The organism is Shewanella sp. JNE2 (genome assembly GCF_023159115.1).
GTDB lineage: Bacteria > Pseudomonadota > Gammaproteobacteria > Enterobacterales > Shewanellaceae > Shewanella > Shewanella putrefaciens.
In genome coordinates, this window is the sequence record NZ_CP096169.1 from 3,989,554 (window position 1) to 4,014,179 (window position 24,626).

Annotated in this window: 22 protein-coding genes and 2 pseudogenes; 10 read left to right on the forward strand and 14 right to left on the reverse strand. The window is 44.7% G+C overall.

The genetic code is table 11. From position 1 onward, the window contains the following. The first annotated feature begins 11 nt into the window (after positions 1-11). Positions 12-710: an NAD(P)H-flavin reductase gene (fre, locus tag MZ182_RS17785; RefSeq protein ID WP_248068527.1), complete on the forward strand. Its 699-nt coding sequence runs from the start codon at positions 12-14 to the stop codon at positions 708-710. Between the two features lie 889 nt (positions 711-1,599). On the opposite strand, the gene MZ182_RS17790 is transcribed toward fre, so the two are convergent. Then, a complete protein-coding gene (locus tag MZ182_RS17790) occupies positions 1,600-2,511 on the reverse strand; it encodes a hypothetical protein (RefSeq protein WP_248068529.1) in 912 nt (303 codons plus the stop codon). Between the two features lie 64 nt (positions 2,512-2,575). Further along, positions 2,576-4,137, reverse strand: a protein-coding gene (locus tag MZ182_RS17795) for an IS3 family transposase (protein WP_248085119.1) whose coding sequence is annotated in 2 segments (ribosomal slippage) — positions 2,576-3,669 and positions 3,669-4,137 — 1,563 coding nt in all. Because the reading frame shifts where the segments join, the coding sequence is not laid out codon by codon here. Between the two features lie 593 nt (positions 4,138-4,730). Here MZ182_RS17795 and MZ182_RS17800 point away from each other — a divergent pair. Then, positions 4,731-5,747, forward strand: a complete 1,017-nt coding sequence (locus MZ182_RS17800) for an IS110-like element ISSpu22 family transposase (protein ID WP_014609791.1) — start codon at positions 4,731-4,733, stop codon at positions 5,745-5,747. 457 nt (positions 5,748-6,204) lie between these two features. Here MZ182_RS17800 and MZ182_RS17805 read toward each other — a convergent pair. After that, positions 6,205-6,501, reverse strand: a pseudogene (locus tag MZ182_RS17805) (flavin reductase family protein); the annotation flags it as partial. A 73-nt stretch (positions 6,502-6,574) separates the two neighbouring features. On the opposite strand from MZ182_RS17805, the gene tnpA reads away from it, so the two are divergent. From tnpA to tnpC, 3 genes are all read left to right on the forward strand, one after another. Continuing rightward, on the forward strand, positions 6,575-6,874 hold the full coding sequence (gene tnpA / locus MZ182_RS17810; protein ID WP_088585869.1) for an IS66 family insertion sequence element accessory protein TnpA: 300 nt from the start codon (positions 6,575-6,577) through the stop codon (positions 6,872-6,874). Next, the gene (gene tnpB / locus MZ182_RS17815) at positions 6,871-7,215 is read left to right on the forward strand and encodes an IS66 family insertion sequence element accessory protein TnpB (RefSeq protein ID WP_088585868.1); all 345 of its coding nucleotides are present in this window, start codon (positions 6,871-6,873) and stop codon (positions 7,213-7,215) included. The genes tnpA and tnpB overlap by 4 nt, the downstream gene beginning before the upstream one ends. Positions 7,216-7,302: 87 nt before the next feature. Continuing rightward, positions 7,303-8,805, forward strand: a complete 1,503-nt coding sequence (tnpC, locus tag MZ182_RS17820; protein ID WP_248085115.1) for an IS66 family transposase — start codon at positions 7,303-7,305, stop codon at positions 8,803-8,805. A gap of 26 nt (positions 8,806-8,831) precedes the next feature. On the opposite strand, the pseudogene MZ182_RS17825 reads toward tnpC, so the two are convergent. From MZ182_RS17825 to sirA, 10 genes and pseudogenes are all read right to left on the reverse strand, one after another. Further along, positions 8,832-9,176, reverse strand: a pseudogene (locus tag MZ182_RS17825) (flavin reductase family protein); the annotation flags it as partial. Positions 9,177-9,193: 17 nt separating this feature from the next. Beyond that, positions 9,194-10,477, reverse strand: a complete 1,284-nt coding sequence (locus MZ182_RS17830) for a winged helix-turn-helix domain-containing protein (RefSeq protein WP_011787968.1) — start codon at positions 10,475-10,477, stop codon at positions 9,194-9,196. A 221-nt stretch (positions 10,478-10,698) separates the two neighbouring features. Beyond that, positions 10,699-11,577, reverse strand: coding sequence for an ABC transporter permease (locus tag MZ182_RS17835; protein WP_248067621.1), 879 nt, complete (start codon positions 11,575-11,577; stop codon positions 10,699-10,701). Next, on the reverse strand, positions 11,574-12,608 hold the full coding sequence (locus tag MZ182_RS17840) for an ABC transporter ATP-binding protein (RefSeq protein WP_248067618.1): 1,035 nt from the start codon (positions 12,606-12,608) through the stop codon (positions 11,574-11,576). Before MZ182_RS17840 ends, MZ182_RS17835 begins: the two co-directional genes overlap by 4 nt. Next, entirely contained in the window at positions 12,605-13,894 is a 1,290-nt protein-coding gene (gene nosD / locus MZ182_RS17845; RefSeq protein WP_248067615.1) for a nitrous oxide reductase family maturation protein NosD, read from the reverse strand. Before nosD ends, MZ182_RS17840 begins: the two co-directional genes overlap by 4 nt. Positions 13,895-13,904: 10 nt before the next feature. Then, positions 13,905-14,396 carry a nitrous oxide reductase accessory protein NosL gene (locus tag MZ182_RS17850; protein WP_248067612.1) on the reverse strand — a complete coding sequence of 164 codons (492 nt, stop codon included), beginning with the start codon at positions 14,394-14,396 and terminating at the stop codon, positions 13,905-13,907. Between the two features lie 88 nt (positions 14,397-14,484). Beyond that, on the reverse strand, positions 14,485-15,165 hold the full coding sequence (locus MZ182_RS17855) for a tetratricopeptide repeat protein (RefSeq protein ID WP_248067610.1): 681 nt from the start codon (positions 15,163-15,165) through the stop codon (positions 14,485-14,487). A gap of 34 nt (positions 15,166-15,199) precedes the next feature. Then, positions 15,200-15,982 carry an FKBP-type peptidyl-prolyl cis-trans isomerase gene (locus MZ182_RS17860; protein WP_025008155.1) on the reverse strand — a complete coding sequence of 261 codons (783 nt, stop codon included), beginning with the start codon at positions 15,980-15,982 and terminating at the stop codon, positions 15,200-15,202. Positions 15,983-16,067: 85 nt separating this feature from the next. Then, complete coding sequence (locus MZ182_RS17865; RefSeq protein WP_011787961.1) at positions 16,068-16,508, reverse strand: rhodanese-like domain-containing protein; 441 nt, start codon at positions 16,506-16,508, stop codon at positions 16,068-16,070. Positions 16,509-16,570: 62 nt separating this feature from the next. Further along, positions 16,571-18,700 (reverse strand): dissimilatory sulfite reductase SirA, encoded by a 2,130-nt coding sequence (gene sirA / locus MZ182_RS17870; protein ID WP_011787960.1) that lies wholly within the window; start codon positions 18,698-18,700, stop codon positions 16,571-16,573. 545 nt (positions 18,701-19,245) lie between these two features. Here sirA and MZ182_RS17875 point away from each other — a divergent pair. From MZ182_RS17875 to MZ182_RS17895, 5 genes are all read left to right on the forward strand, one after another. Next, positions 19,246-21,345 (forward strand): heme lyase CcmF/NrfE family subunit, encoded by a 2,100-nt coding sequence (locus MZ182_RS17875; protein WP_248067608.1) that lies wholly within the window; start codon positions 19,246-19,248, stop codon positions 21,343-21,345. Further along, positions 21,345-21,764 carry a cytochrome c-type biogenesis protein CcmH gene (locus MZ182_RS17880; RefSeq protein ID WP_248067606.1) on the forward strand — a complete coding sequence of 140 codons (420 nt, stop codon included), beginning with the start codon at positions 21,345-21,347 and terminating at the stop codon, positions 21,762-21,764. Before MZ182_RS17875 ends, MZ182_RS17880 begins: the two co-directional genes overlap by 1 nt. A 16-nt stretch (positions 21,765-21,780) precedes the next feature. Further along, a complete protein-coding gene (locus MZ182_RS17885; RefSeq protein WP_014611404.1) occupies positions 21,781-22,365 on the forward strand; it encodes a TlpA family protein disulfide reductase in 585 nt (194 codons plus the stop codon). A gap of 175 nt (positions 22,366-22,540) precedes the next feature. Next, positions 22,541-23,119 carry a nucleoside triphosphate pyrophosphohydrolase family protein gene (locus tag MZ182_RS17890; protein WP_025008152.1) on the forward strand — a complete coding sequence of 193 codons (579 nt, stop codon included), beginning with the start codon at positions 22,541-22,543 and terminating at the stop codon, positions 23,117-23,119. A gap of 65 nt (positions 23,120-23,184) precedes the next feature. Then, on the forward strand, positions 23,185-23,481 hold the full coding sequence (locus tag MZ182_RS17895) for a helix-hairpin-helix domain-containing protein (RefSeq protein ID WP_025008151.1): 297 nt from the start codon (positions 23,185-23,187) through the stop codon (positions 23,479-23,481). A 3-nt stretch (positions 23,482-23,484) separates the two neighbouring features. Here MZ182_RS17895 and MZ182_RS17900 read toward each other — a convergent pair whose 3' ends face one another. Further along, positions 23,485-24,567 carry an AI-2E family transporter gene (locus MZ182_RS17900; protein ID WP_248067604.1) on the reverse strand — a complete coding sequence of 361 codons (1,083 nt, stop codon included), beginning with the start codon at positions 24,565-24,567 and terminating at the stop codon, positions 23,485-23,487. Between the last annotated feature and the right edge of the window lie 59 nt (positions 24,568-24,626).

The following is a 24,626-nucleotide window of genomic DNA, read 5'->3' on the forward strand; positions in this document are numbered from 1 at the left end:
AAGGAAGTTTGATGAAAACCATACGTTGTAAGATAGAGAAAGTAAGCCCATTTAACGATGCCGTTTATCAAGTATTGTTAAAGCCAGAAACCGCCTTCGATTTTCAAGCGGGACAATACTTATGTGTTGTTATGGGTGATAAAGATAAACGCCCCTTCTCTATCGCATCAGCGCCCAATGCCGAGTTTATTGAGTTACATATTGGCGCCGCCGTCAGCGAAAGCTATCCAATGCAAGTGGTTGAGCGTTTAAATACCAGCACCCATATTGACATCGAAGCCCCAGGTGGCGAAGCCCACCTACGCCACGAAAGCCTACGCCCTCGCCTATTAATCGCCGGTGGTACTGGGTTTTCTTATATTAAGAGTATCGTCGAGCACCAAATCGCCCTCGGCCAACAGGTTGAAACGATGCTGTATTGGGGTTGTCGCACCCAAGATGCCATGTATTTTGAAACCATCGCCCGCCAGTGGCACGACGCTCACCCTTGGTTACACTTTATCCCCGTCATCGAAGAAGCCCCAACCAACTGGCAAGGTAAAACTGCCAATCTGTTAGCGCAAATCAAACTAGATTTTGTCAGCTTAAATGGCTACGACATCTATATCGCCGGCCGTTTCGATATGGTCGGTGCGGCACGGGAAATCTTCCGTGAGATGGGCGTAGAAGAAGCACATCTCTACGGTGATGCGTTCGCGTTTATCAAATAACACATTGATTTATTGGCATTTGTCAGTATATACAGTTAGCCGTCAGTCTATACAGCCAGCCACTCATCAGCGTCATTCCCGCAACGCTGTTAAGTGGGAGTCCAGCTTTGAGCTAACTGGCTGTTGCTTAATCATTTAACCAAATAGCTTATTAATTTGACCAACTGATTTAGTATCAAATTAAACCATTAAGCACCGTCATTCCAGTGACACGCCATAAACTCATCCATGAGGGCTCGACGACGGCATCTGCTGCATATGGACGTGCAAATGCCGCGATCACATGGATGTGAATGAGCGGCCCTGCCGCCAACGGTCACTTACATGCCAGTGCTTAATCTCCCTAAACTCCTCAGAAACCTGAAAGTCTTCTTTTCACTGCTATCTTCCTGAAAATTTAACAATGGATGGCTCATTTAAATTTGTCTAATACAGCCACTCATTCAGCGTCATTCCCGCAATGCTGTTAAGCGGGAATCCAGCTTTGAGCTAACTGGCTGTTGCTTAATCATTTAACAGTAAATAAATGATTAACCTAACCAACTGATTTAGCATAAAATTAAGCCATTAAGCACTGTCATTCCAGTGACACGCCATAAACTCATCCATGAGGGCTCGACGACGGCATCCATGCCGTCAACGGTCACTTACATGCCAGTACTTAATCTCCCTAACCTCCTCAGAAACCAGAAAGTCTTCTTCTTACTGCTATCTTCCTGAAAATTTAATAATGGATGGTTTATTAAATTTTTAATGACGCCCCTGTACCTACGGAAGCTAGCCGGTCATAACCGGACTCACGCAATACTATTTAAAACAAATAGTCTAACGCCCCGCGGCAACTTCGCAGGGGATCGGTGTTATCTGTAGTCAATGCACAACTGAGAACTTATGAGATTTCTGTAACATTGCTGCTATCAAAAATAAAGGACGCAAACTGCTTTCTACTTCTATTTAGATCATAGAAAACTCTGCGTATCCCATTGACATCTGTAATTTTTTCGAAAAACATTAATCCAACCAAAGTAAAACTCAATTCATCATGACAATTTGCAATTCGATTAAGTGTTGCCATCAATGAATCTATTTCATCTAATATTTTTAAAAAATCAATGTTCAATATTTCACTGTTTTTTGAAATATAAATCTCTTGCACTACTAACCAGCTTTTTTCAGTGTCATTTATAATTTCATCTGAAAACTTGTAGTTTTCACAACAAAGTCCCAATCCTAAACTATCAAGCATGATTTTCAAATTTAACTCAAAATTTTCTATAAAGTTACTTTTATCTATTAATGTAAACTTTTCAAATTCTCTAAATAAAGAAATATTATAAGCATCAACACATTGGATATTTTTAAAGTAATCTTCTGAAAATACCCCTTTAAAAAAACAATTTATAGTCTGCCTAACGTTAACAAGGTCAGAGACTGGAATAAAATTAACAGGGGAATTTAATGGAAAAGCTGAAGAATACAACTTATTTAAATTATCTAACTTTACAAACTCATTTTTTTTAGTTATGTCACTTAGTTCCTCAAACACCATCCTCCGGTGATGATAATAGTTATTGAACACATTTTGAGCCTCTGAAATTTTTATTTGATGTTGAGTTTCCTCACTTTTATGCAATAATGCTATAAGTGCTAAAAGCGCAACGGTTCCCTTTACCACATCAATCGGAAAATTAAAAATACTAACAAAATTTACAAAGCACTCCTTTGAAACGCATAGGGTACTATTATGTTCTAAAACTTCAGTGATGAGTAATGAAATAAAAGAGATAGAAAAAATAAACACACCGATAAATAAAACTACTCTAAACGGTCGGCGTTTTTCAAGCTAGTTGTCACCATCGACCGTTTTAAGCGGCCTTTTTTTCCACTTCTTTAACTGACTCTTTTTCCGGATTCAGTGTTGTCGGTCCCACAGGTTCGCAGTTCCGTACTTCTCGTTTTCCCCAACGACTTGGATTTTCTGCTTTCGCCGCTTCAATCCGTTCTTTGCGCTTTGCCAGCAGGAGTTGATCCTGACCGGTATGACGTTGGTGCGGGGTCACGAACCGTAGTTTGCTGTGCTTGTGTTCGTAGTTGTACCAGCGCGTAAACTTCAGCACCCAAGTCCTTGCTTCATCGATACTTTTAAAACCTGCTGATGGCCAATCAGGCCGATATTTACAGGTGCGGAACAACGACTCTGCAAACGGGTTATCGTTGCTCACTCGTGGCCTGCTGTACGATGTCGTTACACCAAGCTCATACGCCTTCATTCGCATGGTCTGCGATTTCATTGGCGCACCGTTGTCCGAATGCAGCACGACTCCACTGTGTAAACATTTCTCCCGGACCAGTGTCTGCTCTAACAATTTCGCGGCGTTTTCTCCACTTTCCTGTTCAAACACTTCACAACCAACAATTTTCCGGCTGAACAAATCTTCCAGCATGTACAGGTAATAAAACTGCCCACGCACCGTGCTTGGCAAGTAGGTGATATCCCAACAGAGCACCTGGCCAGGCCCGGTCGCTGTGTAGGTCGTTGGCAGCGTTGACCCTTTCGGCGCTAAACTCCGGCCGCGATGATGCAGCTGACCAAAGGCTTTTAATACCCGATAAAATGTTGATTCAGAACCATAATATTCATCTTCATCCAGCAGCGTTGGGACGATTTGCGATGGCGGTAAGCTGGCAAACTTTGGCCAATTACACACCTCGATGATTTTCGCCTGTTCTTTTTCCGTCAGCTTATTCGATGGCTGCGGCCGAATCGCATCCGGCCTTTTGTCTGCGGTGATCTGGCCATCCCGATACCAGCGCCGATAAGTGCGCAGTGTAATGCCAGCTTCTTCGCAAGTCAGATGAAGCCTGGCGCCAGCCTGGTTCGCTTCCTGTATCAAGTTTACACATTCAGTGCGCTCTGAGACCAAGGTTAATCGTCCTCGTTGTCGTTCTCCCAAAGCGCATTTAACTTTTTTCTAAGCACCAACAAGGCTGCGGTTTCAGCCAAAGCTTTTTCTTTGCGCCTCAACTCGCTCTTTAACTGTTTAATTTCCTTATGGTCGGCTTGGCGCTGCCGTTTAGCTTCCAATTCCTGCTCGCGGGAGCTCATAAACCCTCGCAGTGCATTGGCTTTCCAGGCCTTTACCTGATCAACATACAGACCTTTAGCTCGACAATACTCACTCAATTCGGCTTCATTTAAACTGGCAGTTTCAAGCACTGTGGCAAACTTAGCTTCTGCTGACCAATGTTCTGAGGTTGGTTTACTTCCGGGCACAGGACGACCTTGTTGTTTGGCTTTATCCCGCCAATTATACAAAGTTTGTACGCCAATCCCTTCTTGTCTGGAAACTTCTGCTACGGTCATGTTCGAAGGAGGCAGTAACTTGTTCAAAATCTGCTGCTTACGTTCTTCACTATAACTCGGCACAATTAAGCCTTAACGCCCCAACTGGTTAAATTTTAAGTAGTGACAACTATCCTGCCAGAGCGGGCGGTCCATAAGCAATTAACTTCTTAGTACTCATATATATCTAACAATTAAATAAATTTACTGATTCTAATCATATATATATTCATAATCAATAGCACTACACTCAGTTCTTTGTGTACTTAAAAATAAAGACTGTATATAAGTAAGCTCAAATTTATTAACAATAACCAATAACTTCCGTTGACTTGAAGACAACGCCAGATATCAAGGTATACACCTTCCCCTGCGAAGTTGTCGAAATACGCAGATAAAAATGCCGTGGCGATATCATGGATGATGGCGCAGGCTCGGGGGGACAGGGATGTCCCATCTGAGCCGTTAGGCGATTTTTATTGGAGTATGAGACTACTAATCAATGCATGTAACTTCGCTAGGGTGAGTGCTGCGTAGCAGCGTTTCGAACGAGAGCCAGGGATGGCGAACTGGCAGTTAGACATGGATAATGGAATGGACCCATCCACTTTAAATCGGCCTCGCAATGGGCCACGATGTAGTCGCTAAAACTCATCAGAAAGAGGACGGGTCCACCTATGAAGATTACTACAATCGGTTTAGATATCGCAAAGTCTGTTTTTCATCTTGTTGGTGTTGATAAAGCTGGCAAGTTAATCAAAAAGAAAATGCTTAGACGCAAAGACTTGCTGCCCTTTGTCGCGAAAATTGAGCCTTGCCTTATCGTTATGGAGGCGTGTGGCGGCGCGAGTTATTGGGCCAGAGAATTTGAGCAATTTGGGCACATAGTTAAGTTAATTGCCCCGCAGTATGTGGTTCCTTTTAGGCAAGGTAATAAAAATGACTACAACGATGCGCTAGCCATTGCGGAGGCTGCGCAGCGACCCAACATGCGGTTTGTAAAACCCAAAAGCGTCGAGCAGCAAGATGTGCAACTGCTCCACCGTATGCGGGAACGATTAACTAAACAATCAACAGCTTTAATCAATCAAGTCAGAGGGATGCTAGCGGAATACGGCATTGTGATGACCAAAAGTAAATCGGCTTTTAAAGCCCAGCTACCTGATATTTTGATCGATGAAGCCAATACACTGACCACCAAGGGTAGAGCCATCTTTTATCAGTTATATGATGAGGTTATCGACATTGAAAAACGGCTTAAGAGTTGTGACACTCAAGTACTAAACGAAACTCAAAACAATGTGATTTGTCAGCGATTACAGACTATCCCTGGTGTTGGGCCTGTCACCGCTACGGCGATTTATGCTGCAGTGGGTGACGGTAAAGACTTTAGCAATGGCCGACATTTTTCAGCTTGGTGTGGCTTAGTACCTAAGCAGCACAGCAGTGGCGGGAAAGATAACCTCCTCGGGATAAGTAAGCGGGGAAACGCCTATTTACGTACGCTGTTCATCCACGGCGCCAGAGCGGTGTTGCGGCACAGTGGGAGTAAGTCGGATAAGTTGAGTTGTTGGGCTATCCAGCTAGCGGAACGCCGAGGTTTCAATCGTGCGTGTGTGGCCGTCGCGAATAAGCTCGCCAGAATGTCATGGGTTATCGCGGCACGTGAAGAAGAGTTTCGGCTCGCTATGTAACAACATCAAATGTACTTATTATGTTAACGATTAACCAACCAGCAAGTTGCTAAGACACTTGATTTGATGATGAGACAGTCAGACTGATCTACTAAAAACCTTACGAAAACACAGGCTCTGATGAAGCCGCAGGGATGATAAGGACAGTAGAAGCAAATATCCATCAGGGCCAGAGGAATCCCTCAATAACAGGCCGAATATATGGGTGCAATGAACTCTTCTCAAAATTGATATCGAATGTCTTGCAAACCGGATGGGTCCATATATGTTGTTCGGCAAAGGAGAATCCAAGGAGGATAGGACGAGCAGTCCTCCTTGGTCGACTCTTTATTAAAAATCAGGGGGTGAAGCCCCACGACGTTGATTTAGATTTTGATTTCTAATGCACAAACCTTTACACCAAGATCAAACTCAAACGAAGCTTGAAAATCCAAAGCCCTGCGGCACCTGAGCAACCCTACACTTGCGGTCGATGCAAATCGAAACGTAACGCTTCGGAGATCCCGTAATAGGCCGATGGGCCGCCGGCACGTAATACGGGCTCGGCGAGTGCAGTTTGATAAATCCCCTCGGCATTGAGTAAATGCTTGGCAATATGCACGGCCACCACTTCGCCTAACACTAACCAAGTATCGATCTTGTCGCCATTAGCGGCAGTTAACTGGATACATTGGGACAATTTACATTCAAAATTCACTGGGCTTTCAGCCACTAAATCGGCCTTAACAATAGTGCCCGCTTTGGCAGTGAGTCCGTAAGCGGTTAATAAACCCCACATACCAATAATACCAATACTTTGACATAGTGCCTTTTTCATCGGAGGCACTATGAACCAAGAGCAAAAGCGCGCCCATTGGGCAACAGTTGTTGAGCAACAAAAACAAAGCACGCTTTCCATCAAGCAATTCTGTGCAGACAGCGGCATCAGTTATCAAACCTTCTACTATTGGTCTAAGCGATTGCGTTCTCCTGACGCAACGCAAACACTTCAGCCTATTATTTTCAATGAATATGAAGAGACGAAGGCTGAGTCGGTGATCATTACTTTTGCCAATGGTATTCGCGCTGAATTACCAACAACACTGAGTACCGCTCAGATCAAACACTGGGTAGATGCCTTGCAATGACTCCCTCCGGCAAGGTCTTTCTGGTCTCCGGTGTCACCGACATGCGAAAGTCTATCGATGGTCTGTCGCTCATTGTCGCCGAACAACTCGACATGGACCCGTTCAGCGAGGCCTGGTTTATATTCTGTAATCGCGGACGCGATAAACTCAAAATCTTGTTTTGGGATACCAACGGGTTTTGGCTTTACTATCGCCGTTTGGAGAACGGTACCTTCAAATGGCCTCGCCCGAATTCCCAGGGCGTGATTGTCATTAGCAAACCGCAACTTCACTGGTTGCTCTCTGGGCTGTCACTCGAGAACAACAAAGCCCATCGGCCCTTAAATGGGCTAGAAGTGTGATGCTAGACACTGATCGTAATTTTGCACTTGAACGATCCTTTTTAACCGTCACACTGGGGACTATTGAATGCTGTAAGATGATGCCCAATGACCGACTTCCCCAATGACATCGAACAACTCAAGGCCATGCTTCTTGCCAAGGATGCATTGTTGCAGGCCAAAGAGGAGGAAGTCGCCGCCCTCAAAACGCAGGTGCAATTGCTCGTTGAGCAGCTCAACCTCAGCAAATCCAAACGCTTCGCTGCCCAAAGCGAAAAAGTCGCCAAAGGAACGTTCAACGAAGCTGAACAGCAAAACGCGTTGCCTTCCTCACCTAAAGAGCGCAGAAAAACGGGTCGTAAACCGCTGCCTGCTGACCTTGAGCGCGAGGTGCAAACCCATACCTTAAATGCGCCGTATTGCGACTGCTGTGATGCGCCTTTACATGAATGCGGTAAGGAAATCAGCGAAACCCTGAAAATCCTACCTCAGCGAGTGAGTGTCATTCGCCATGAGCGCACCAAATATGCTTGTCGCCACTGCGAGCAAACAGCCGAAACCAGCAAAGTGGTCACAGCTCCAAAACCGGCGAGTATGCTCCCTAAAAGCCTTGGCAGTGCCGAGGCCTTCGCCGCCGTGGTCACCGCCAAATACGTCGATGCACTGCCGCTCTACCGTCAGGTAGATATCCTGAACCGCTCGGGTATAGATATTAGTCGCGCCACCTTGGCCAACTGGTGTGTGCAGCTTGGCAGTAAAGTGCAGGTCATTATCGATGCAATGAAAGCGCAGCTCCTAAAAGAATCCCTCATCTGCGCCGATGAAACCACGGTGCAAGTGCTCAGAGAAGAAGACAGACAGGCCCAGTCCAAATCCTATATGTGGGTTTATCGCAGCGGCGAGTTCACCCCCAATCCCGTCGTCATCTACGACTATCACCCCAGCCGAGCAGGCGCTTGTGTGCGCGAATTCCTTGGTGATTACCATGGTTATCTGTTGTCAGATGGTTACAGTGCGTATGACACGGTAGACGGTGTCACTCAAGCCGCGTGCATGGCGCATGTGCGCCGCAAGTTCACCGATGCTCAAAAGGCATCCCCTTCGAAAAAGGCAGGGAAACCCGAAAAGGCCCTGGCCTTTATCGCCAAATTGTATGGGATAGAAAAGCGAGCCAAAACGCTGTCGGCCGAAGCCCGCCAACAGCTGAGGATGCAAGAAAGCCTCCCCATATTGAATGACTTCAAAGCGTGGCTCGATAGCCTGAATGTGCTGCCCAAAGGAGCATTAGGCCAGGCCATCACCTACACCAAGAATCAGTGGCCTAAGCTGCTGACCTACCTGGAAGATGGACATATCAGCATCGACAACAATGTGACAGAGCGGGATATCCGGCCGTTCACGACGGGGCGAAAAAACTGGATGTTCTCAACGTCAGTCGGTGGTGCGAAAGCCAGTGCCAATCTGTATAGCTTGGTCATGACGTGTCGGGCGAATGACATCAACCCCTATTATTACTTCCGGCACCTGTTCACGGAGTTGCCAAAGCGTTCAATCGCCGATGATATGTCGGATCTGATGCCATGGAATGTTTATCTCAGTGGAATTGAGTAGGGCTTCACTGGTTCATTAACCGCTTACGTGAGTCCGGCAAAGGCAAATTCGTCTTGACCGCGTGGCAACATGGCAGAAGTTTGATTCATCTGCTCGGCCAAATCTCGTGTGGTGAGGTTCCACACAAACTCCCCAGTCTCGATAATATTAGCGACACTGTCTTTCCAGCCTGTGCTGGCAAAACCGATGATGGGCGGTTTGTAGTTGAAACAATTGAAAAAACTGTAAGGCGCGAGATTGCGCTGTCCTGCTGCACTGCGTGATGAGATCCAACCGATTGGACTGGGAGCAATAATGGCATTTAAAGGATCATGGGGTAATCCATGGCCCTTTTGGGGTTCATAAAAATAGCGAAGGTCAGCGTTTGTCATTCCCTTAATCCTAGTGTTTACAGTTTCACTTGGGTGTACTGAGTCCAAGCCAAAACTTGTCCCATTTGAGGGACTATCCATACAGCGGTGTGCTCATTTTGATAAACGCGGTAGTAAAATAAATCTTCATCGCGGATATCATGTTTACGGATCTCACGGTAAAAGTGCATGGCAGAAGGGCTCACTTCATCCGGTTTTGTCAGTTCTTTTTGCAGCACTTTAACATGAAACACATCGACCTTTAACTCATCTATAGTGGTTTGATATTGCTCAAACTCCCCCCGAATGGTGTATTTAATTGGCGTGGTTAAACAGTCTTGATCTGTGATGCAGGAGGTGGAGTAAAATTTGCCTTTTTTCTCCCCTTCATAGACGAGCGACATGCTGAGATCGGTACGAACCAGTAACTCTCCCGCGACAGGGAAATAGATATCGGCATGATAATTATGCTCAAGTAATTCGCCAGAACTCTTATCATCAATGGGAAGCACAATGCGGTTATAACGAATGCGTTGCTCCATCTTTTTACTGAGCGGAATAAACTCCGCCATATTCAATCCAGCAGGTTTTGCATCTATCGCCGTAATATTGATGATGCCATTGCCATTACAGGCTTTGGCATCCAGCTCTGGGCAAATGGCCATCGAATAGTTTTTACCATCGGTTGAAGCAAATGCACTGAAATAGTTAAGGTTATTGATATGGTTGCCTTCTGGCGCCAAATGTTTTTGCCACCACGAAGGATGTAAATGTTCCTCACCGCTGATATAAAGCATGTGGGCTGTGCCCAATGTGCCGCCAATATTTAAACTAATGTACTTATCGGCATGCCATTTCGCGATACGCTTCACTACAGCGTGGTGATCGCTCACATACCAGATCCCCCCTAAAATCACACACAGTAGCAAAATGCCTGCAACTTTTGTCCAAATGGATACTCCGACTATGGCATCGCGAATCGCATCGGCATCGTTAATGGCCAACATTTTTACATGGGATTGTTCAGACACATGTAACTGATACCCACGGCGTGCCACAGTTTTAAGTTGCACTTCGGTATAGGGTTCAAGTTTTTTACGTAAGGTACTAATACATTGCGTTAAAGAGGTAGGAGCAACCACCCTTTCAGGCCAGCCTACCTGTAGCAATTCTTCCTTAGTAAAAATGGCCTTAGTGGAGGATAACAGCAGAACTAATACCGCCGTTTCAGAGAATGTCAGACTGATGGTTGCGCCATTCACATGATCGACTAATTCCTTAGCCTGTTCATCTAACATTAAATATGATGTGATTTTATGCATGTTAAACGCCTGAAAGATCAGCCAATACTGATAAAGTTTGATTACATTAGCAACATGCAATCATCATGTGACATTGTTTCTTTCCAAGAAAACGATGATATGCAATCACCAAATCAAGATGGTTTATTTTACCTTTTAACAACATATAAGAGTGTGACTCTATACTCAGTTTAGTCATTGTTTAATAAGTACAAATGTAAACTAATAGAGATATCGCTAAATTAAATGTCTTGATGGTTAAATATCCAAAAACACCCAAGCAGTAATAGGCCAATCCAACACATTAATGAGCCATACATTAACGGTAACCCTATTCCAGTTTGTGCGATTAATGTGAGACTACTTTTAGCGGCTAAGGTCTCTGATTGACCTGCGAGTAAATTTAAAGCACGGAATAAATCGCTCGGGTTTAGTAGGATTAACACATTGAATAAAGTGCGATTGAGTGTATCAGCCAATCCCACTAATGCTGTCAACAACACTAAGTCATATACCAGCACTAGCGCAAACCATAACACTAGCAATATGCCTAGGGCTTTGGCCTTTTCCCTTACCATTAAGCTTATCCAGTAACCGAGTAATACAAACACCAGTGATAATAAAATTCCACTACTTATCAAATGGATAAACCCAATAAGTATCGATAATCTAATGTGTACCTCGCTAAGCATCCCCAAGATAAACCCTGTAATCCCAAACCCCAAAATACAGGCAACGGCTAATACACTGGCATGGCCTAACAATTTGCCACACACAATATGCCAACGGGCTAGCGGATAAGTGAGCAGTAACAGCAAAGTACCGGATTCCTTTTCCCCAACAAAACTGTCGTAGCTCAATAGAATCGCGCCCAAGGGAAGCATAAATACCGATAAGGTCACAAGTCCCGACAGGATCTGGGCAGGCTCGAAGATCACTAAGCTACCGGATATCGAACTCCCCATAAAACCGACACTCAAGGAGAGCAGTAACAATATTCCCGTCATCATCCATAACCAACGGTTACGCAAATTATCCTTAAACTCTTTTGCGGCAATAGTGACAATAAGGCTCATGGCACTTAAATGGACATTCTCCTGCAAAACACACGCTTGTTTCATGCCACGCACTCCCGTTTGGTCCGCTGCATTAGTGCTTTTGTGGGATTGGTTCTCAGTGAAATATCTGCCGATAAAGTGTGGGATGACGGAGCATCAACCTTATCCATATAGTAATGAAAAATATCCTGCAAACTGGGCGGTTCGACTGAAAGCGTATCTAACTTCAGTGTTTGTAATAAATGCGTTAATACCACAGACTTTTGTACCACAGGAACGCTTAACCTTATTCCTTGGGGTGTTGAAGTCGATATGAAAGGGGTTAATACGGGATCGACTAACACTTGCTGCCTTTGTGCATTAGAGATGGCATGCAAGGTAATACATGCGGGTAGTGCTGTCGCCTCGCGTAGGGAGGTTAAATGACCCGAGGCGAGCATATGTCCTTGACCTAAGATCAAGGCGCGATCCATATTTTCCTGTACTAAACCTAGCTCATGGGTACTGATAATAATCGCACATCCCTGCGACTTTAATTGCGCCATTTTTTGATAAAGAAACGCCGATGCCAGAGGATCTAAGCCGACTGTCGGTTCATCTAACAGCAATACTTTAGGCTCTGCCAATATCGCCTGTGCGAGCCCAAGACGTTGCCGCATCCCCTTGGAAAAAGTACTCAAACGCTTATCTTTAGCGGCCTCTAAACCAAATTCAGCAAGTAATTCATGTACTCTATGCAAGGCAACGCCCTTAAGCTTAGCGAAATATCGCAGTAGCTCATTGGCGGTCATATTGTCATAAAAACTCACATTTTCAGGTAAATAACCTATTGATAAACGCTGCCTTAGATTCATCGACCTCATATCTTGCCCTTGCACTTGGATCTGCCCCTTTGACGGGGTCACTAACCCTAAAATCAATTTCAATAGCGTAGATTTACCCGCGCCATTGTGGCCAAGAAGCGCAATCATTTGCCCCGCTAACACATCAAAACTCACCTTATCTAGCGCCTTAAACTTGCCATAGCTTTTACTGACATTTATCGCTTTAACAACATTTGCATTCGACGAGCAGGTCAAAGTCTGATAATTCATCGCGAACCTCCATCAATCAGTGAGACAGTACTTGACCGCATAAGGGGAAAACTATCACTTATACCACTCGTCATTTGAGGCTGAAATTGACGTTCCACCCAACGCAGTAGTAAAACAACGGGGCTTTCCATCAACAGTTTGGCTTCAGGATAAAGCCAAAACAGTTTGTCTAAACTGTCATTCGGCCTATGGGCAATATCCCCTAATCCATCGCCATTCAGATCCCAGCCCTGATATTCGGACCAGTAATTCCCCTGCCCCTGATAACTCCATTCAAGTTGGCTTTCACCGACATATTTGACTTGGGTTTGGTTAGCTATAATACGATTGTGCCAAAGGTGATTTTCCTCTCCGCCCATGGCCATACTGATCCCGGTATCGCTGTAGCTAAACTCGTTATCTTGAATACGGTTATGTTGAGCGGCGTAAATAAAAATACCTTTCCCTTCATTGCCAAGCTCCACAGTACCCTTAGGGTTATGGATTTGACTGGCAATATTGGCTTGCACATGGGATGCCTCAGTAATGTTGAGCAAAATACCAAAGTCCCGCGCCTGGGTAACACGGTTGTGGTGCAGGTAAATATGGGTTGAATTCATTAGGGCATAACCGCCATCGACGGCAATCGCTTGGTTTTGCCACGCTTCGTCGGCTTGGGTATACATGTAGTGAATACCATATTGCAGCTTAGCGAATTGATTTTCATAAATGCGGCTTTGGGTAACAGACTCTAAATACACACCATCACGGACAAAAATCAGCTGATTTCGGTCAATTTGTGGCGAATTAACATGCTTAAGATAAATACCATCTCCCCGATCAAGCACATAAATAGCACCGTTGCCACTAATGCTATTGTCCGTGATGGTGGGCGAGTTTAGCTGTTCGCCATAAATGCCAAAACCATCACCCACCAAGCGATTCCCCTTAATCAGCACATTATCCGCCCCTTGTTTTAGTAAAATGGCGGCATCACGGTAATACAGATCCCGTCCCCAGTGGCGGATATTTAGCCCCTCTATACTCACCTTAGGCGCCTCAATAATCAGCGCACTCCCTTGGCGCAGTGCATCTAATGTCGCGCCCCTTTCTCCCTTTAGCGAAATGGATTGCGTCACCTTAAAGGAGCCTTCATACACCCCAGTGGCTAACACTAAGGTGTCACCAGCTTGAGCGTTGTTAAGGGCAAGGGTGAGTGAATCTGTATCTGTTACCCGAAGGAGTGCTGCCCAACTAGCAAAAGAGGCAAAACACAGCAGCCCAATCAGCAATAGACGTAGCTTCATCATCACAGCCTTATTTATCACCCGCGAGCAGTTCTAAGGTGATGTCATCAAAACTCAGTACGCGACCACCATATTCCTTGGCAAAGGCTTCGGCAGCAGCGCGAGTGCTAAAAGGGGCAACGGCAGGTCCCATCACGGCTTTCTTGGTCGTACCGTAAACATAGAAGGCATTTTTAGCATCGATAAAGGCGCCATCATCTGGCTGATCCCAATCGGTGGTTGCCGCGTCATGCACCATCATGTAGTCAATTTGACGTTTGTTCTCACTCTGCAATGCAAAGTTGAACATATCGCGAACCGAACAAAACTTAGGTACTGTCTTCTCAGCCTTGAAGTGCACTTGCCCTTTAGGTCCGGGATATTTAGTGATCACCATGCCACATAAATGACAACGGTCATGCTCGTGGATCATCTCGGCTTTATGAACATGGTCTGTGGCCTCGCTTTTATTACAGCCAAATAGCAAAGGCACTAACAGCAACAATGCATAGTATTTCTTCATCCTATTTATCCTTTTATTAAAATATCAACACCTCGCCAGATGCCTTGCAGGGACAGATCGTTACGGCGAGGGTTGATAGAAACGGGTTTCATCTTTCATTCATTTTGCTTTGTGCTTTTGCAATCGCATTATTGATTGCTTCACGGTTAATACTGTCCCCATTGTGTTTGAGCAAAAGCTGCCAATGGTCAATGGCCTCTTGGTTACGAGCATGTAAGTAAGCATCTGCCGCGAGTAACATATGGGTTTGAGGCTCAAAGGGAGAGAGTGCTAATGCTTTGGCAATCACCTCTTGGGTTTCAGGTGTCATTTGCCGAAGCTCGCGGTAATAAAGCGCGTTAGCTTTTGCCCCTAACACTTCGGCATCTTCTCCCCCTATTTCGAGTAATTTATCCAAGGTCAGCACTGCATCTGAGTACAAACCACCCGCACTGTATGCCTGAGCTAATGCCATAAGTGCCAAGGTATTTTGTGGCTCACTCTGAACCCAACGACTAGCTTTGGTGATTTCGGCCGCCACTAAATAGTCAATATTTTCATCAAGCCGACCTTGATCCCAATCCCTAAAACGGCCTGTTTGACTGTAGATAGCAAGGGTAAGCAACACTAGGACGATTCCCATCGCAAAGGGCACTTTGCTCGACATGTTTGGCAACTGTGCTATTCCCATTACTAGGTTTAGACGCATGTGCTGCCAGTAAATGTAAGCAACAAACACCAGTAAACTGATGCCAATGCCTAGTCCTAAGCTCACCATTCCTGTCTCCATTTCACTCTCCAAACAACTCGTTTTAGGAGCCTGATTAACCGTGTGCAGGCATCATCTTTTTATTTTTCATTTCTTTCATTTCGCTGGGTTTCTCAATATTTTTCAGTTCAATTTCAAAAATAAGTGCAGACTCAGGCGGGATAATGCCTACAGCTTCAGCGCCATAGGCAAGGCTTGCGGGTACCACAAAACGGTATTTAGACCCCACAGGCATCAGCTTTAACCCCTCTTCCCAGCCGGGGATCACTGACATTAATGCAAAGCGAGTGGGCTCTTTACGTCCAACCGTATTTTCAAACTCAGTTCCATCGATAAGGGTGCCAACATATTCCACTGTGACCACATCTTCTGGATTGGGTTTATGACCTTTACCTTGGGTTAAGACTTCGTACTGAAGCCCCGATGCTGTAACTTTAACGCCTGACTTTTTTTGATTTTCAGCAAGATATGCCGCACTTGCCTTTTGGGTTTCTGCCATTTGTTTTTCAGCAACAACGGCTCTTGCTGCATTGAGTTGTTCTGCTCTTTGGTTCAGGTAGGTCAGCACTTCTTCGTCGGTTAATTGCTGTTTATCTTTAAGCGCATCCACAAAACCTTGCACGACTAAGTCGACATTGACCTCTGAGCCCAATTCAACTTGGTTGTAGACTTGGCCTGAAATGTAATTACCAATAGAAGCACCAATGCTGTAGGAGGTTTTATCTGCATCGGTTTTCAGACCTGTGCCTGCAAAACTGGCTACCGAAACAAATAATGCGGCACAGGTCGTCACTGTGATGCTTTTGGGGATAAAAGAAGTTGGTATACGTGTTTTCATATTATGTTCTCTACAATGTTAACCCTGTGGGTTTCGCCTTTTGGCCCTGCAAACCAAACCGATAAAACATCGGCCTTGTGTGTTACTAAGGTTTTTCTGTTACTCGCCCAGACATACGCCAGCCATAAATACCATCGGCCATATGACGCACACCTGTGTAACCTAGCTTCATGGTTTCTCTCGCCGCCATATTGCTGGTGGTGCAAAGGCGGTTAGCGCAGTAAAACACCATGACCGCATCTTTATTCTTTGGAAGTAACTCTCTCCAATTCTGAACATTGAAAAAAACCGCTCCGGGGATAAAACCTTCTGCCCATATCTCCAGCGTATTTACGTCGAAAAAATAAACACCTTGCTTGCCAACCAAGGTCTCCGCTTCCATCATCGAAATAGGATTTAATTGGATTTCGTTATAGGGCACTTCAGACATTTCAGAACCTCCACCAGCTATCACTGGCAGGGCTATCACGCCTAAGGCCAACACCATCAATGTTCGGCTTACACTTTGACGAATCACGTTATGCATAATTAGGCTCTCATATTCCCCGACACCTTAGGGTGTCGGGGATAACTAGGACTCAAGTTAAATTATATTTTCTTCGCACTCAGCGCCTTACCATCAATAATGGCTTGGGCTTGGGTCACATAGGTCAAGGCGGCATCTAAGCGTTTTTGTGAGTAACGCGCACCATGAACACCCCATGAACCATCGGCTTTAATCAGCTTGAGGACATCTTGAGCTTTATCGGTTAACAACAGCACTTGCGTCTTATCTTCTACCGATAACTTGGCCATATTGGGCGACTTATCGATGCTAATAAGGGCTTTTTCTACTTTGGCATAGGCTTCTTTCACAGGTTTTTGCCACTTCTGAACTCTGCCGTAGATTTCCTGTTGATCTTTAAAGTGCAGACCCTCACCTAACTTAGATTGGAATTGGCTATGGCAACCTTTGTTATCCACCACATCGTGATCAGAAGCGGATGTGCGAGCACAAGTCCACATGAGATCGAGGTAGTTATGGCCATTTTCGTCCTTCGCTACAGTCCAGCCTTTTGTGGATGAGTCGCGAGACTTACCTTCAGGTGGATTAAGGGTTTTACGTAGCGGATCAACATCAATTTTCCACATATGTGATTTACGGACGTTGTCAAAGCCTGCGACATCAGGGAACTGGATCGCCGTGAAGTTTTCACAACTACCCATGTTTGGCATATGGCAGCTTTGGCAGGTTTGTTTGCTGTGAGTCTTGGTATTACTCGCAATTTCGGCCTGTGCCGTATGGCAATCGGTACATTCTTTGATGATTTTGGGTTTGGTAATACCGGATTTCCAATCTCCATCCGTCACTTCGTGTGGGTCGTGACAGGTAGAACAACGCATGCCTTTATCGTAGTGAGATGAGGCAAACATTTGCGAACCTTCTGTACCACAGGATGGGCAAGAAGATTTCATCTTCACGTTAAAGGCATATTCCAGTTTATCTTTACCCTGCGGCGTTTCGGCTAACTCTTCAACAAAGTTGAAACGCTGGTGACAACGCTCACAGTTAGACGGCATACCACCACCGATACCACCATCTAAATGACCACCTGCACCATGACACTCTTCACAGGTAATACCTTTAGAAATAGTATGTTTTTGTAATTCTTTAGGATTACCTAAAGCTGCAAAAAACTCATCCTTCGTTTTAAAGTCAAACTTAAAGGAGTGGCACATTTCACAATAGGAACTGGCAGGCTGGAATAAGAATTCCTTCTCATATTTAGCGCCATAGGAGCTCATACCCCATTGGTGTGAACCACTTCCGCCAAAATCTTCCATTTTAGTTGGAAAGTCAGGAATAACTTTCTGGATTTTCTTTGCCATTTCAGGTGTTAACCATTCAGCCCAACCACGGGAGAATTGGTTACCACCAGCGACCATAGTACCAGTGCCATCTTTAAGCAGACCGTCCTTCACATGGTACGTTCCGCGTACTAAGTAACCGTCGATAAAGCCATATTTTGTTCTTGGCGTACCTACAGTGGCATAAATCACATCTGGAGTAATACCGTCTGGCAGGATAGAGGTATCCTTAGTGCCATACATGGTTTTATCTAGATTGTTTTCAACCTCTGGATGCTCCCCAGGGAAACGAATCGTTTTTGAATGGCGTGAACGTCTCCATTTCTCATACTGTGGACCATGACACTCACCACATTTTTCAGGGCCAACAAACTTGTTGGGAAAATCTAAAATCGATTTTGCGCCTAAACGGTATTGTAGGGCCTTGGGACGTTGACCATCGTTATAGGAACTGTAACGCACCGCAGTGCCATCCGTTGAATTCACTTCTTTACTGTGTTTGCTGTAAGCAACACTGTCACCACCGTGTAAATATTCTTCACCACGATCACTGACTTTATAAGTGCCCTTTAATCGCCCTTCTGCGTCATATTTAAAAACGGGGTGATTTTCAAATAAAAAATCAAACAACTCTTTTTCTTGAACAATATAATCCTGTAGTGTTTTAACACCACGAGATTGTTCCATTAAATTTTCAGCTAAATTGGGGTTAGCCAAAATATCTTGAGTATAGTGGGATTGCTGTTTATTACCCACTCCAGGAACCACCTTATTATCCGATTTAGCATCGGCAGCGATTGAGATGGTACTTATGGCAGAACCTAAACCAAATAGCACACTGAGTGCCACCTTGGATTTCCATCGTTTCATCATTCACTCCTAATTATCATTAGTTTTATATTTTCCACTGAACCTAACTGCTCACTGAACGACATAAACAATTGACCAGTGATGGCATAATGGAGACAAAAAACCATGAAAAATCAGAGCTAGAGCACATTAAATACCCGCTGATAAATAAAGAGGAGTAATAGCGACAAAAGCATATAAAATACAAACACATAAATCTAATCAAACACTTGTTTTTTAGAAGTAAAAAAGCCTGTTTTAGTTATAAAAAAAACTAAAAATAGATTTTATTTTTCAAAAATAATTAAGGATGGGAGGGAGTGAATTAATAACGAATAAGATCACATTATCAAATGAAAAATTCGACTAATCTCAAAATGAACAGTGATGCAAATCAGTCGTCAAATGATATTTGAACAATGTGTTCAACCAAGACTGATATGAAAAATCAAATATTAGATAAAACCTATTAAAGAAATAAAGTTAAAAGTTTTAAATCACATGAACAAAGTAACTATCAACACTCTTTTACTTTACCGCGTTATCATTATTCTAAGGAATAATAAATGACAACTATGGTTCCAGAGATTGGGCATATATTATTGATCATCAGTAGCGTATTGGCATTATTTTCTGCAATACTGCCACTAATGGGGATTAAACAGCATAATGCCTATCTGGTTGGGTTAAGTCCGGTACTCTTTAGAACCATATTTATCTCGGTATTTTTTTCACTTCTTTGCTTAATTTATTGTTTTGTCACTGATGACTTTTCTGTTGCTTATGTTGCAAACCACTCGAATAGCCAATTGGCATTGGGCTATAAAGTGGCCGCCGTTTGGGGCAGCCATGAAGGGTCAATGCTCTTCTGGATATTTGCGATTGCTCTTTGGGGCGCAATCATCAGTTATCGCGTGAAGATAGCGGATTGCACTCAGGATAAGGCCACCGATAGCTACCAAGACTCCCTGTATTTTGCGAGACTGTTGGCTATTCTGGCGTTAGTGATCCTTGGTTTTAACCTATTTTTACTCTTTACCTCTAATCCCTTTGCCCGTTTATTACCTAACATTCCAATTGAAGGGCGAGATCTTAACCCCATTTTGCAAGACATAGGCCTCATATTACACCCCCCCATGCTCTTTCTTGGCTATGTAGGCCTTACGGTTTGCTTTGCCGCAGCGTTAGCATCACTGCTCGGTGGTGGCTTTAATACTCGCCAAATTAACTATTTACGACCTTGGGTATTATTAGCGTGGGTGTTTCTCACAGGCGGCAATGCCTTTGGATCTTGGTGGGCCTATAACGAACTGGGTTGGGGTGGTTGGTGGTTTTGGGATCCTGTCGAAAATGCCTCCTTTATTCCTTGGCTTGTGGCAACAGCATTAGTGCATTCCCTCATTCTCACTCAACGTACTCATGGCTTTAAACTGACGACTTTACTGCTGTGCTTATTGGCATTTTCACTCAGTTTACTCGGCAGCTTTTTGGTGCGTTCCGGCATAGTGCAATCGGTACATGCCTTTGCCGCCGATCCTACCCGTGGCATGTCAATCCTCTGCTTATTAGTGATTTTTGTTGGTGCTGGGTTGCTGATTTTTGCGCTCAAAGCGCATCATTTAAAACAGGATGTGACTTTCGCGCTTTTTAGCAAGGAAACGCTGTTACTGCTCGGGATCGTTATCTTAGTCGTTGCCGCGTTTTCCGTGTTACTCGGCACATTTTACCCTTTGATCTATGAGCTACTGGATTTAGGCACACTTTCAGTGGGCGCCCCATATTTCAACGCTATATTTGTCCCCCTCACTTTCTTGCTTGTCCTGTTAATGGGCATTGCGCCCTTAGTGCAATGGCAAAAAGTACAATGGCAAAATGCCTCAAAGACTCGTATTACTTCCCTGCTCATTCCTAGCCTAATGATATTAGCCGTCGCTGGCTGGGTAAGCTTACAAGCCGCCTCGGGCTGTAGCTTATTTTTACTCCTTGGCACTGCCGCGGCACTTTGGTTGCTGGTGTGTTTATTGCTCACGATATTGGTAGCCTCGGGATTGGGTAGACGAGTATATGCCTGTCAATTAACCCAAACCCGCAGTGAGCACGGCTTAAATCCTCCCGTTAAGTCATCAAAACAAGGGTTTGTCGCCATGCTATTCGCCCACTTGGGGGTGGCTATCACTATTATAGGAGCAACATCCGTCTCCTTTTTTGAGCAGGAAGCCCTGCTACGAATGGGGCCTGGTCAAGGTAAGCCTTTGGCGAGTTATGTCTTAGTTTATGAAAGCACTGAGAATGTTGAAACGAGCAGCTTTACCGCCATTCAAGCCAATATCAGTATCCGTGATGCAGCGAATGATGAACGGGTTTTAGGCTATATCACACCACAACGACAAACCTTTAAAAGCAACGGGATGGAAATGTCCCACGCGGGTATCGACCACGGTTTATGGCGGGATATTTATGTGTCCATGGGGCTGCAATTAAGTGATAACGAATACCTTATCCGTATCAGCTATAAACCCCTTGCGAGTTGGATCTGGCTTGGTGCCCTATTTATGATGCTGGGCGGGGCGATTGCCGCTTGGCCTACCCGCCGCTTTAGCTACCAAGCTGATTTAACAACCTTAGTTAACCTATCCCATCACAAACCAAAGGAGACGCTTGCCTAATGAATCCAATATTACGCTTTTTAGTCTTACTGCTCCCTATCACCCTATTTTGGATAGGAACCACATCCTTATCCATGGCGCAAGCACAGTCCATATCTGGCCTTTCCCACCAGCAACAGGCAATGGATATCAGTAAAGTGCTGCGTTGCCCTATGGCGACCAATCAAAGCCTATTTGAATCACAGGCGCCTATCGCCCACGAGCTCAAAGCACAAATATTCTCGATGCTAGAACAGGGGCAAAGCCAAGATGAGATTATCGATTTTATGGTGCAACGCTATGGCGAAAAAATCCGTTATCAACCTGAATTTAAGGCATCCACGTCCGCACTTTGGCTTGGGCCACTGCTGTTATTAGTGCTTGGTGTTGGGCTTTGTTTTGCTTTGATAACCCGAAAAAAAACACAATCGTCTATTTGAAATAAAGGATAACCAGATGAAATTACGCTATTTTCCCTTTGTTCTACTGGCGTGTTTTGGCCTATTTTCTAATAGCAGCCCAGCACACTCATTAGACAATAAACTCTACAGCACGGGCGAGCCCCTTCCTAAACCTCGAGTTATGACGGGCTTTGTAGAGATGCAGCACGCACGCGGCGTACCAGAAGTCCCCTTTATTGATGAATCAGGGCAAACTCAAACCCTAAAACAACACCAAGGAAAATTGGTTTTGGTCAACCTTTGGGCAACCTGGTGTGCCCCCTGTTTACGGGAAATTCCAGAACTCCAAAAACTGAAGCAACAATATCAAGGGAAAAATATCGCCATCATCCCTATCTCTATCGATGAAGAACCTAAAGATGTACGCCCTTTTCTTAACCAATATGGCTTTAGCGGCTATGCCACTTGGCTTGACCCAAAGCAAAATGTAGAGCAAATCATCCCTGCGAATGTCGTCCCAGCGAGTTATATTTTTGATGCTAAAGGTAATCTTGTGGGTTTTGTACGGGGTTATTTAGATTGGAGTGATAAAGATGTTGGCCCTTATCTTGATCAACTGATTGCAAAATACGGCCAATAATCACCAAGTAACACAGGCTCACAATATATTTCTCCATTCGGTCATCCGCCAATATTTGCCGAAACCCGCTGCTACCCATTTGGCTGCGGGTATTTTTATATTCGCCCCATCTTTGTATTCTGCGGTGCGTTTCTTTAAAATTGTCGCCAAACTTTTTTATATCAAGGCACATCAGATGAAACTCACCCGCTTAACTCAACCTATTTATGACCACTTATATCGTGATATCAGTGAGTTTCGTCGCACCTTCGATTTACCCGTTAATGATGTTCATTCCTTAGATGACAAGGCAGACACCCTACATACTTCACTGATTATTGAGGAGTTAACTGAGCTTGCCGAAGCCGATAGCCGTATCGAACAGGCCGATGCCATAGTCGATTCTGTATATGTGTTAATGGGACGTTTAGTGCATTTGGGCGCGCAAGCAATGACGGACAGACTCGAAATCAGTTACCTGATTGACTTGTTGCTTTGCGTGGCTCATAACCGTGAAATCGACTTTATCGCCTGCTGGGATGAAGTGCATTCGAGCAATATGAGTAAAGTGTGCCGTAACGAGCAAGAACTGGCTGAGACTATTGCCTTTTATGCCAAACAAGGTGTTGAAATTGTCGGTAGTCAGCAAGGTGATTTTATCATCGCCAAATGCGCTAAAGATGTGGAAATGGCAGGTAAAGTCGTTCGCCAAGGCAAGGTACTAAAATCGGTTTACTACCGCCCAGCAGATTTAACAACACTGGTTAAAGCCTAAACGCTTTCGAGTCGACTCTACGGTGGCGCAGGCTTTTCAATGATATTTATCACGGGGAAATTCGTATGAATCCAGCGAAAGTGGTGCGTGCCGAGGTTAAGCAATTAACGGATTTACCCAATATTGGTAAAGCCTGCGCTGCGGATCTGCGTCTACTCGGCATAGAGACGCCAGTGCAATTGCTTGGGAGAAATCCCTACGAAATGTACCGCACACTCAACACATTAACAGGGGTAAAACAGGATCCTTGTATGCTCGATGTGTTTATCTCCATCACCCGTTTTATGGCGGGTGATGATCCTAAGCCTTGGTGGTTTTACACCGATGAACGCAAAAATACCTTAGGACAGACTAAGCCTTAACTTTTAGCTTCCCGCCTGTGTATCTATTTGTATAACTTCAGGTTCTTCCCTTAGCCATTCCCGCCAAATGGCTACCAGCAAGGCCATCAGTACTGGACCGACAAATAAACCAACAAACCCCATGGTTTTCACCCCGCCGATCAGACCGAAAAAAGTCGGTAAGAAAGGTAATTTAATCGGCCCACCAACAAGATTTGGCCTTAGGGTTTTATCGACAATAAACAGCTCTATACTGCCCCAAAGGAATAAACCGACTCCGGCGGTCATATCACCAGTGCCGACAAGATAGAGTGAAATCAAGGTAAACATCGTGGGCGCACCGCCGGGGATCAGCGCCATAAATGCGGTTAACACCCCAAAAGCCACAGCCGAAGGTACACCCGCAATCCAATAGGCAATGCCGAGCACTATGCCCTCACCAATGGCAATAAGCGTCATACCTATCACGGTAGAACTAACCGTTGTAGGCACCACGCGGGAAAAACTGTGCCAACGGGCAGGCAAAACACGTTCACCCACAATATCGAGCTGTTTCGCAATATGTTCGCCATCTTTATATAAGAAAAACAAAGTGATCAGCATAAAAAGTAAGGTCAGTAACAGCCCTAAGGTGTTCCAGCCCAATTGCAGTACCCAACGGGAAATACCACTTAAATTTTGACCACTGATGGCGCTGATTATTTTACCCAACTCGTGGGGTTCACCGATAAACTCGTGCCATTGCAGGGTGAGCCACTCTCCTATCAAAGGTAATTCTTTGATCCAGACAGGCACAGCAGCACCATGCTGATTCGTGTGGACGAGCCACTCAACCCAGCCCCTAATTTCATGTAAAGCATAGGAAAAAACGAACGCAAGCGGGATAACCAACCCTAATACAATCAGCACCAAAGCAATCGTCGCCGCCAACGCTGAACGACCACGGCATTTTGCCAACAGTTTTTGATAAAGCGGCCAACTCGAAAAACACACAATCAGGGCAGCTAAGGCGGGGACTAAAAAGTCGATAAAAAAGAATACACCGGCACATAAGAGTAAAATTAACAGAGTTCGACCAATTGCGGCATTACTGAAAATCGGCGTCATAACTAAACTGTATCCTTTACTTCAAAGCATTAACTCATAGGTTTGATATTCTATTTCTA